The sequence below is a fragment of the Bacillus sp. ISL-47 genome (assembly GCF_018613175.1).
Taxonomy (GTDB): domain Bacteria; phylum Bacillota; class Bacilli; order Bacillales; family Cytobacillaceae; genus Cytobacillus.
In genome coordinates this window covers 78,303-85,690 of the sequence record NZ_JAGGQS010000039.1, presented here as the reverse complement: position 1 = coordinate 85,690, position 7,388 = coordinate 78,303, and the positions used below count along the sequence as shown (strand labels likewise).

The 7,388-nt window shown below is 40.7% G+C and carries 6 protein-coding genes; all 6 read right to left on the bottom strand.

Features of this window, described 5'->3' with window-relative positions; genetic code table 11:
* Positions 1 to 265: 265 nt before the first annotated feature.
* The gene (galT, locus tag J7I93_RS13840) at positions 266 to 1,813 is read right to left on the bottom strand and encodes a UDP-glucose--hexose-1-phosphate uridylyltransferase (protein ID WP_214726449.1); all 1,548 of its coding nucleotides are present in this window, start codon (positions 1,811 to 1,813) and stop codon (positions 266 to 268) included.
* A gap of 16 nt (positions 1,814 to 1,829) precedes the next feature.
* Positions 1,830 to 2,837: a UDP-glucose 4-epimerase GalE gene (gene galE / locus J7I93_RS13835; RefSeq protein ID WP_214726448.1), complete on the bottom strand. Its 1,008-nt coding sequence runs from the start codon at positions 2,835 to 2,837 to the stop codon at positions 1,830 to 1,832.
* Positions 2,838 to 2,850: 13 nt separating this feature from the next.
* On the bottom strand, positions 2,851 to 4,029 hold the full coding sequence (locus J7I93_RS13830; protein ID WP_214726447.1) for a galactokinase: 1,179 nt from the start codon (positions 4,027 to 4,029) through the stop codon (positions 2,851 to 2,853).
* Between the two features lie 248 nt (positions 4,030 to 4,277).
* Positions 4,278 to 5,600: an alpha-glucosidase/alpha-galactosidase gene (melA, locus tag J7I93_RS13825; RefSeq protein WP_214726446.1), complete on the bottom strand. Its 1,323-nt coding sequence runs from the start codon at positions 5,598 to 5,600 to the stop codon at positions 4,278 to 4,280.
* Positions 5,601 to 5,619: 19 nt separating this feature from the next.
* Positions 5,620 to 6,507, bottom strand: coding sequence for a carbohydrate ABC transporter permease (locus J7I93_RS13820; RefSeq protein WP_214726445.1), 888 nt, complete (start codon positions 6,505 to 6,507; stop codon positions 5,620 to 5,622).
* Positions 6,504 to 7,388 (bottom strand): carbohydrate ABC transporter permease, encoded by an 885-nt coding sequence (locus tag J7I93_RS13815; protein WP_214726444.1) that lies wholly within the window; start codon positions 7,386 to 7,388, stop codon positions 6,504 to 6,506. Before J7I93_RS13815 ends, J7I93_RS13820 begins: the two co-directional genes overlap by 4 nt.

The following is a 7,388-nucleotide window of genomic DNA, read 5'->3' as shown; positions in this document are numbered from 1 at the left end:
AACAGATGCAAGGCCAGTGGGCCAGGCACCTATCTTCAAAAAAAGAGAAGTGCGGCTAACACTTCTCTCCAGCAGCCTCTATCATCAGGTTGGCTGTTGTTAAACTATATTTTCACTTTTGAGAACCACCCTTTTGCTTGCGACGGCGCGGGGTGGTTTTCTTGTTGTCTAGTACGTCCTTTTGAAAGGTGTGTACAGCAATCTAAGCACAACACCTTTCAAAACACGCAGGGGCCGGAGAAATCCCTTAATAAAAAATTGCCTTTTAGATAAATTGCGATAAATGACTAGATTCCTTATTTAAGGTTTGAATAAACTTTAGAAAGGCCTTCTGTCCTTGCTCATCTCTTTTAAAAACTCCTGCATGTTCGAGAATTTTTAAGAATGTCCGCCCTACCTCTTCTTTTAAGATCTCGGGACAATTTAGTTCAGTGAAATTCACGTATTTTTTCTTTAAGTCTTGAGCCCAGTCTATATGCTTCACAATCTCTTTATTTCCTTGAATGGCATCCATGTAATGGCTTTGTGTTAAGCAATTGGCCAACTGCCTTAATTCTTCATATAATCTTCCTGGAAGTACAGCTAAGCCCATCACTTCTATTAATCCTATATTTTCTTTTTTGATATGATGAACCTCTTGGTGGGGGTGGAAAATTCCCAGTGGATGCTCATCACTGGTACGGTTATTTCGCAAGACAAGGTCAAGGTCAAATAAGTTGCCGTTCCTTCTTGCTATCGGTGTGATCGTATTATGTGGGATGCCATCCGTAAAGGCCCGAATTCCTGCTGACTCATCGGTATAAGCTCTCCAGCTATTAAAAATATGGTTCGCAGCCTCAGCCAGTTCCTGCCGATTATGGCTTTGTATTCTTATCACCGACATGGGCCACTTTACAATTCCAGCTGTTACGTTTTTATGCGGAAGGGTAAATTTTTTCTCCATGTCTGCATGCGCCATCGGAAAATGGTGATATCCGCCTTGAAAATGATCATGGCTTAATATGGAGCCGCCAACAATGGGAAGGTCCGCATTAGATCCTAGAAAATAATGTGGAAATAGGTCTACAAACTCGAGTAATCGTTCAAAAGTCTTTTTTGAAATCTTCATAGGGTCATGCTCACCCTTAAACACAATGGCATGTTCATTGTAGTAAACATACGGGGAAAACTGAAGAAACCATTGCTCATTCGTTAATTCAAGAGGGATGATCCGCAAATTTTGTCTTGCAGGATGATTCACTCTCCCTGCATATCCCACATTTTCTTTGCAGAGAAGACACTCCGGATAGGAGTGATGAGTTAGTGTTTTTGCTGCTTCAATTGCTTTTGGATCTTTTTCAGGCTTGGAAAGATTGATGGTCATTTCCAGGTCGCCATATTCAGTGTGGGTAAACCAATGTTCATTCTTTGCAATCCGATCTTTCCTGATATAGTGAACTTCCTGGGAGAATTGGTAAAAAGCCTCCGTTGCTGAAGCTGGACCCGTTCCCTTATACCGTGAATAGAAATCCCGGATAAATTCAGATGGTCTGGCAGCAAAACATCCCATGATTTTCGTATCCAATAAATCCCGGTAGGTGACCGTATTTTCTTTAAGAGAATGGTTCTCTGCAGCCCAGTCCAGGATCATCTCCAGAATTTCCGCAGGTGAATCCAGCGTTTCCTCCTCGACCTCCACTTTTTCACACTCACTAATCTGCAAAACATCATAAATCAAGTTACGTGTAAAATCAGTATCCCACTTTGTAATCAGCTTTTTCTGTAAACCATATTGCAGTAAACGTTCTATTTGAAGGTGGATCGAAACATTCAAGAAAGACACCCCCTTTTTAAATTTGCTTATTCAATACATCCTTATAACCGTTCGGATGGTTTACATGCCATTTCCAAGCGCTTTGTATTATCGCTTCTAAAGAGGAATAATTAGGCTTCCATTCCAGTTCATCCATTGCTTTTTTTGAAGACGCGACAAGCTTTGATGGGTCTCCTGCTCTTCGGGGTGCTACCTCTTCTGGGATATCTTTTCCCGTTACCTTCCGTGCGGTTTCTATAACTTCCCTTACGCTAAATCCGTTTCCATTTCCTAAGTTATAGGTTTCGCTTTTATTCAATTCACGCAGTTTTTCAAGTGCCAGAATATGAGCATTCGCTAAATCGGTAACGTGGATATAATCTCTGATGCATGTTCCATCATAAGAATCATAATCATCACCGTACACTAGAATTTTTTCACGCTGGCCTAACGCTACTTGAAGAACAAGAGGAATTAAGTGTGTCTCCGGATTATGATCTTCTCCGATTTCCTCTGACATATGGGCTCCGGCCACATTAAAATAGCGCAAAATGATCGATTTGATCCCATAGGCTTCATCTGACCATTTCAGCATTTTCTCAATCGCTAGTTTTGTCTCTCCATAAGGATTGGTTGGAATGGCTGGATCCGTCTCTAAAATAGGAAAGCGTTTTGGCTCGCCATATACGGCTGCAGTTGAGGAAAAAACAATTTTTTTCACACTGTGTTTTTGCATAGCCTTTAGGAGACATAAAGTTCCATAAACATTATTTTCGTAAAACTTTAATGGATCTTTTACACTCTCACCCACTAATGAGTCTGCTGCAAAGTGAACAACAGCTTCAATAGTATGTTCCGAAAAAATATCATCTAACAATTGCGGGTCCCGTATATCCCCACGATAGAGAACCGCCTCTTTTAATACAGCTCCAGAATGCCCTGTTTGGAAATTATCAACGATAATTACTTTTTCGCCTCTTGCTAATAACTCAGCTACCGTATGACTTCCAATATAACCTGCACCGCCACATACTAAAATAGCCATTTCCCTCACCACCTTACATCACTTGTTCAGAAATTTCCCTGGCACCGTCTCCGATATCAACCGTGTAAAAATCGGCTGTTACCCCTGTTATGTTTTTATATGCCTGACCTACGTGTTCCATAAAAGAATTTAATTTTTCCTTTTTCACCAGGTTAACCGTGCACCCGCCAAACCCCGCTCCCGTCATACGTGCACCAACACAGCTTTCTTCCCTCCATGCTGCTTCTACTAAAGTATCCAGTTCAAACCCTGTCACTTCATAGTCATCCCGCAAAGAAATGTGTGATTGCTTCATAAGCTCCCCAAAGCCCTTTAAATCCCCTGATTCAAGTAATCCGACAGCTTTAAGCGTTCGTCTATTTTCATAAACCGCATGCTTTGCCCGTCTTTGAATGACTTCACTTTTAATTAAGTGCTTCTTTTCTTCAAACTGTCTTTCATCTAGCTCACCTAATGAGGTAATCTTAAGCTCTGACTGTAGTTCCTTAAGGGCAGTGTCACATTCAGCCCGGCGTTCATTGTATTTCGAATCAGCCAGCCCGCGGCTTTTATTCGTATTTGCAATAACCAGTACTTCATTTTCCAGCAAAAGCGGACTATACATTTTTTTAAGAGTTTGGCAGTCTAATAAAATGGCATGATCTTTCTTCCCCATCCCAACTGCATATTGGTCCATAATTCCACAATTCACACCGATAAATTTATTTTCCACCTGCTGGCATAGCTTGACCATGTCAATCATCTCAACATCCAATTCAAACATATTGTTCAATAGGATTGCGGTGGCAAGCTCGATCGATGCAGAAGAAGATAACCCGGCACTATTTGGAATATCACCGTAAAACATGGCATCAAAACCGGTGGGAATCTCAAGCCCATGATCTTTAAATTCCCGTATGACCCCTTTAGGGTAATTAGCCCAGCTATGGTCTTTTTGATAAGTTAATTCATTCAAGCTGAAGGTAACTGTACCCGATCCTTCTTTATTTTTTGAGTATAGTCTAACGAACTGATCAGGACGTCTTCTGGCTATAGCATACGTTCCGACACTCAATGCACAAGGAAACACATGGCCTCCATTATAATCCGTATGTTCACCAATTAAATTAACCCTTCCCGGTGCGAAAAATTTCCGAACCTTTCCGCCACCTCCAAAAAGCTCGGAAAAATCACTATAGAGCTGTTCTAACATGACCTTCACCTCTTTATCCCTAAATGGCAAAAATTAAAGTCCAACCCATTTAGAATAGTTGAACCTTAACTTTTAAAATATTGGCTCTGTTAAATTTGGCTGTTGATTTCCGCTGCAGGNNTGAATAAGCTTCCTTGAGTAACCACCGCACGAAGAAAATGCGAATGCATTTTCGAGGATCTCGTGCCTTCCGCTCCAATCAACAGGGTGCTAAAAAACAACAATAAGCTATAATAGAGCCAAAATATTTATACGATAGCTCCAGTAAACGAGAGATTTCTGCCTTTTGTAAATGGCGGCAGATAGGCTTCGTGAGCATCCAATAATTCTTTTGTCATACTCCAGATTTCATCCAGGGATAGAACGGAAGAGGTATGTGGATCAAGCATGACCGCCTGATATACATAGTCAATGTTACCTGTCAGGGCAGCTTCAACCGTTAATTGCTGGACATTTATATTTGTCATATTCATAGCTGCCAGGTGCGGAGGAAGTTCACCTACATGTATAGGCTGGATTCCCCCCTTATTGACAAGGCAAGGCACCTCGACACACGCATTTTGCGGTAAATTTGTAATTAAATTTGTATTGAGGACATTTCCCCAAATTTCCCGATTGGTCCCTGTCTCAATGGAATGAATAATAGGTGCACCATATTCATGGCTCTTTTCTCCTTCAAAAGACTCGCCTCTATCAATCTTTTTCTTCGTTTCAGCAAAACGTTCCAAATTGCGCTCACTGCGGCGAACATATTCATCTATCGGAATATCAAACTGATTAATCAGGCTATCTCGTTTAATGAAATAAGGGGTATATTCAGACATATGTTCACTGGATTCTGTTACAAAATAATTAAGTCTTCTCATCATTTCAAAGCGAACTTTATCCTTATTAAAAATCTCTGCCTTTTCCATTGCCTTAAATAACTCTGGATAAATGTCTTTCCCATTTCGTTTTAATTCAAGGAACCAGGCCATATGGTTAATGCCTGCCACTTTATACTCTAGTTCATTAACAGGAATATTTAGATAGGATGCAAGATCATCGGCTGTGTTTTGAACACTGTGACAAAGCCCCACTGATTTAATAGAGGTTGCTTTTTGGATAGCAAGAATGAGCATTGCCATTGGATTGGTGTAGTTTAATAATAAGGCCTCCGGACATACCTCCTCCATATCCCGGCAAATATCCAGCATGACTGGAATGGTTCGAAGAGTCCGGAAGACACCCCCTACTCCAAGCGTGTCAGCAATGGTTTGCTTTAATCCATACTTCTTTGGAATTTCAAAATCAAGCAAGGTGGCCTCATGCATGCCAACCTGGATTAAGTTCAACACATAATCAGCGTTTTGCAGTGCATACTTCCTATCTAATGAGGCTTCAACACTAGCCCCATTCCCGAATTGCAGCACAAGTGTTTCTGCCATTTTTTGTGCCGTTTGCAAACGTTCGGCATTAATATCTGTTAATGAAAATACAGAGTCTTTTAATTCAGGATAGCTTAATATATCTGTGATTAGGCGCTTGGCGAAAACAACGCTGCCAGCTCCAATAATCGTAATTTTTGGCATAATAAAATCCCCCTAGTTTTTATTCTTTAACTCCCGAGTTAACCATTCCCTTTATAAAGAAACGCTGGAAAGCGAAAAAGACAATGAGCATTGGAATAACTGACAACAGCGTTAAGGACATTAACTGTGTCCAATTGATAAAATGTTCTCCCTTTAACATGGCTAAACCAAGCTGAACGGTGTACATACTTTCCTCTGAGACCGCAATAAGGGGCCAGGCAAGCTCATTCCAGCGCCACATAAATGTGAAGATTACCAGCACTCCAATTAATGGTTTAATGTTGGGCAAAATAACCTTCATAAAGATCTTAAATTCACCAGCTCCATCGATCCGGGCCGCTTCAATCAGCGAATCTGGAATGTTAAGGATATATTGCCTGGCCAGGAACAAACCAAAAGCCTCCGCTGCTCTGGGTACGATTAATCCAGCATAACTATTAATCCAATCCAATTCTTTCAAAATATAAAAATTGGGAATCATGGTGATTTGTACGGGAATCATTAATGTACTTAGAACCATCAGGAATAGAAGATTCCTGCCTTTAAATTTATATTTTGCAAAAGCATATCCGGCCAAACAATTGATAAAAACGGTTAAGATCACGGCCAGAATGCTCACAATAAGTGAGTTTCCGACATACCCCATAAATGGAGCTGCATTCAGTGCATCTGCAAAATTCCCCCATTGTATTTGTTCAGGAATAATGTGAACATCTTTGGATTGTACTTCTGCCGATGTTTTGAGTGCAGTTGAGAGCATCCAGAAAAACGGAATTAAAAATAAGAAGGCAACAAAACAAAGGACGATAAAGATGACTGTATTTTTACCTGCGCCCAACCGCTTTTTTGGCGGGTTCAAAGGTGCTGCTGTTTTTTGAACAGATGATAATTCAATTTGTGTTTTCAATCCTTCTCCCTCCCCAATCTAAGCTGGACCGCCGTCAATCCCATTATGATAAAGAAGAAGATGGTACCGATTGCTGATGCATACCCCATTTGACCTTCTTCAAATGCCTTTTGATAAATGTATTGGACAAGGACAGTTGTTGAAAATCCTGGTCCGCCATTCGTCATTGTGTAAATGAGGTCAAACACCATAAAGCCATGAATAACTTCCATTACAATAATGAACGTGGTAGTTGGCTTAATCATTGGGATTGTTACACTCCAAAATTTCTGCCAGCCATTCGCTCCATCAATCGAAGCTGCCTCATATAGTTCATCTGGGATTGCCTGAAGGCCAGAAAGATAAATAACGAGGCAATAGCCAATTCTCAGCCACAGCGTTGTAATGATCACAGCAGGCATGGCCCATGTCGTTGAGGTGAGCCAGCTAACACCCTCAATCCCGAATTTTGATAATATTTCATTAAATAGACCGTAATTAGGGTTAAACATCCATGACCAAATCAATCCTGCGGCAACCATCGATACAACTACAGGAGCAAAGAATATAGCCCGAAAAAAACTGCGCAGGGGAATCTTACGGTTAAGTAAGATTGCCCCAAGTAAACCGAATGCGGCACTAAAGGGGACAGTGCCAGCCGTATAATAAACTGTATTTCCCAGCGAGGTCCAAAACACCTGATCAGAAAAAAGCTTAGTGTAGTTTTCTAATGCAATAAATTGGGGTTTCCCCAATATTCCCCATTCATGAAAACTAATATAAAAGGTAAAGAATATCGGGATTATCATAAATGTCAAAAACAAAAGGATATTCGGTGTAATAAATATATAGGGTGCTATTTTTTGAGAACGCTTCTGATACCACCTGGCTATCGTTGACAC

Coding starts and splice junctions, on each gene's coding strand:
- melA (WP_214726446.1), bottom strand. CDS start 5,600: ATGCCAAAAATTACGATTATTGGAGCTGGCAGCGTTGTTTTCGCCAAG.
- galE (WP_214726448.1), bottom strand. CDS start 2,837: ATGGCTATTTTAGTATGTGGCGGTGCAGGTTATATTGGAAGTCATACG.
- J7I93_RS13830 (WP_214726447.1), bottom strand. CDS start 4,029: ATGTTAGAACAGCTCTATAGTGATTTTTCCGAGCTTTTTGGAGGTGGC.